This window comes from Dethiosulfatibacter sp. (assembly GCF_983023055.1).
In genome coordinates, this window is sequence record NZ_CEZJXU010000400.1 from 1 (window position 1) to 2,434 (window position 2,434).

Sequence of the window (2,434 nt, forward strand, 5' to 3'; positions counted from 1 at the left end):
GGAAATGGCATGATGATTATAGAATGTAGAAAAAACTATAAGTTGTTGGAAGTTGTAAAAGATATTATAATATAAGCTACAGAGCGCTGGAAAGAAACACAAAAAGGACGGTAGACATGAATCGTGATTATATAGAGATATCTGAAAAAAGAAAAAGAGAACATATTGAAAACTTTTTAAAAGGAAAGAACAATAATTCTGCCTTGTTTGAAGATATCGTTCTTGAAAATAATTCATTTCCAGAACTGGACTTTCCAGAGATTGTAACAGAATTCATGTTCCTTAATAAGAAAATAGATTATCCGGTAATGATAAATGCTGTTACAGGAGGATTTGACGGAGCTGTTGAAATAAACAGGGGTCTTGCTGAACTGGCAAACAGATTCAACATACCCATGGCTGTTGGATCCCAGTCTCTTGGATTGAAGAGCGGCAATTATGAATCCTATACTGTAGTCAGAGAAATCATGAAGGACAAGGTAGTCATAGCAAATGTTTCTGCCCACTCGACCTTGGACGAAATATCAAGGGCTGTTGAGATGATTGAGGCAGATGCAGTGCAGCTTCACCTTAATGCTCCACAGGAAATGTGTATGGACGAGGGTGACAGGCACTTCAGGGGAATACTTGATAATATCGAATATGTATCAAAACGTATTGAAGTTCCAGTTATAGTAAAGGAAGTAGGTTTTGGCATGACACATTCTACAGTCAGGAAGCTTGTGGATATTGGAATTGAGTATGTGGATATTGGTGGTAAAGGCGGTACGAATTTCATTGAAATAGAAGATATGAGAAATGAAACCATGGACTATTCCGATCTTTATGACTGGGGAATACCCACAGCAGCAAGTCTATTACATTGTAGTAAATTAAGCAGCAAGATAAATATAATAGCAAGCGGAGGGATAAACTCCGCATCGGATATAGTGAAGTCCCTGGCTATGAATAGCTCGTTGACTGCTGTCTGTGGAGTTGTCTTCAGGAGATATATGGAAAGCGGATATAACTCTACGGAGAAGATGATGGAAGGTATGTTCCATAAGATGAAGGTTATTATGATGCTCCTTGGATGCAGAAAAATAGAAGAATTGAGAAATGTTTCTCCCTTGATAAAGGGAGAACTTAAAGAATGGATGAGGGATTGAGTTAAATTATGAAAGAAACTGAACTGTACCAACCGGTAAAGGATCTGTTTGAGGGAATGGGTTATGAGGTTTTTAGCGAAGTGAACGATATAGATGTGGTAGCTGTAAAGGATGACAAAAGAATAGTAATAGAGCTTAAAACTTCATTTAGTATGAAGCTTATACTTCAAGCTGTAAAGAGACAGAAAATATATAAAGATGTATATGTTGCCATACCTTTCCCGAAATTTAAGAAAAGATTTTCAAAGGATTTCAAGGACAAGGAATATTTACTGAGAAGACTAGAACTAGGACTGATTTTTGTTTCACTTGGTGAAAAGAATACCTATGCTCAAATTGTACTGGAGCCGAATCTTTTTGATTTATCAAGGAGCAGATCCAGGAGCAAGAAAAAGAGGGAAATGGTTGACCAAGAACTGTCCAACAGACACGGAGACAACAATGTGGGTGGAACAAAAGGAAAACTGATTACAGTATACAGGGAAAAGGCTCTTGTATTGGCCTCTTACTTGAGAGAGACAAACGACATGACCACAAAGGAGTTAAGAGAAGCTTCTGGAAATGATAAGACAACAAATATCCTTTACAAAAACTACTACGGATGGTTCGATAGGGCAGGAAAAGGAGTCTATAAACTCAGCGAAAGGGGTCGCTGTGAGGTAGAGGATTACAATCATGTAATAGATAAAATTAGAGGTGTTGAGGACTAAAATCCCCTGTCATACAGTTTTAGACTGCATGACAGAGGATTCTCCATATCAGTGTTTCAATTATTCTGCATTTACACAGTCTTCAGTACCTGCTCTAAGTCTGTCACCGTTTCCAGAACCGTCTTGTGCACCGTAATGTCCGTTGCCGTGTCCTCTTCCTTCTTCAATGCCGCTTCCGTCTCTCAAACCGTTGCCTTTCATTTCCTGTGATCCGTTTCCAAGACCGCTTCCGTCTCTTAGGATTTCACCGTTCATTTCATGTGCTCCGTTCTGCCTGTTGCCCTGACCTGTTCCTTTTTCAATGTCGCTTCCGTTATTTAAGCCGTTGCCTTTCATTCCTTCTCCAGATCCATCTGCATATCTGTTCATAATTCTTTGCCCTTGATCTTCACCGTATGGACATTCTAATGCGACTACTTCGTCTTCAACCACTTCTTCCACCCCCGTATCTGCAAATGCAAATACCATCGTTCCCATTGCCACCATTACAACCAATACAATACTTAATAATTTTTTCATTTTAAATCTCCTTTTATAAATTGTATTTGTTTTTCTTAACCTAATATTAAACCTTTT

Annotated in this window: 3 protein-coding genes; 2 read left to right on the forward strand and 1 reads right to left on the reverse strand. The window is 38.5% G+C overall.

Annotation, left to right across the window (positions count from 1 at the left end; translation table 11 throughout):
- The first annotated feature begins 116 nt into the window (after positions 1 to 116).
- Positions 117 to 1,148: a type 2 isopentenyl-diphosphate Delta-isomerase gene (gene fni / locus AC3AX0_RS11590; protein WP_487550441.1), complete on the forward strand. Its 1,032-nt coding sequence runs from the start codon at positions 117 to 119 to the stop codon at positions 1,146 to 1,148.
- An 8-nt stretch (positions 1,149 to 1,156) separates the two neighbouring features.
- The gene (locus AC3AX0_RS11595) at positions 1,157 to 1,858 is read left to right on the forward strand and encodes a DUF2161 family putative PD-(D/E)XK-type phosphodiesterase (protein WP_487550442.1); all 702 of its coding nucleotides are present in this window, start codon (positions 1,157 to 1,159) and stop codon (positions 1,856 to 1,858) included.
- Between the two features lie 60 nt (positions 1,859 to 1,918).
- Here the strand turns inward: AC3AX0_RS11595 and AC3AX0_RS11600 are convergent, their stop codons facing one another.
- Positions 1,919 to 2,377, reverse strand: a complete 459-nt coding sequence (locus AC3AX0_RS11600) for a hypothetical protein (RefSeq protein WP_487550443.1) — start codon at positions 2,375 to 2,377, stop codon at positions 1,919 to 1,921.
- Positions 2,378 to 2,434: the final 57 nt, after the last annotated feature.

Coding starts and splice junctions, on each gene's coding strand:
- fni (WP_487550441.1), top strand. CDS start 117: ATGAATCGTGATTATATAGAGATATCTGAAAAAAGAAAAAGAGAACAT.
- AC3AX0_RS11595 (WP_487550442.1), top strand. CDS start 1,157: ATGAAAGAAACTGAACTGTACCAACCGGTAAAGGATCTGTTTGAGGGA.
- AC3AX0_RS11600 (WP_487550443.1), bottom strand. CDS start 2,377: ATGAAAAAATTATTAAGTATTGTATTGGTTGTAATGGTGGCAATGGGA.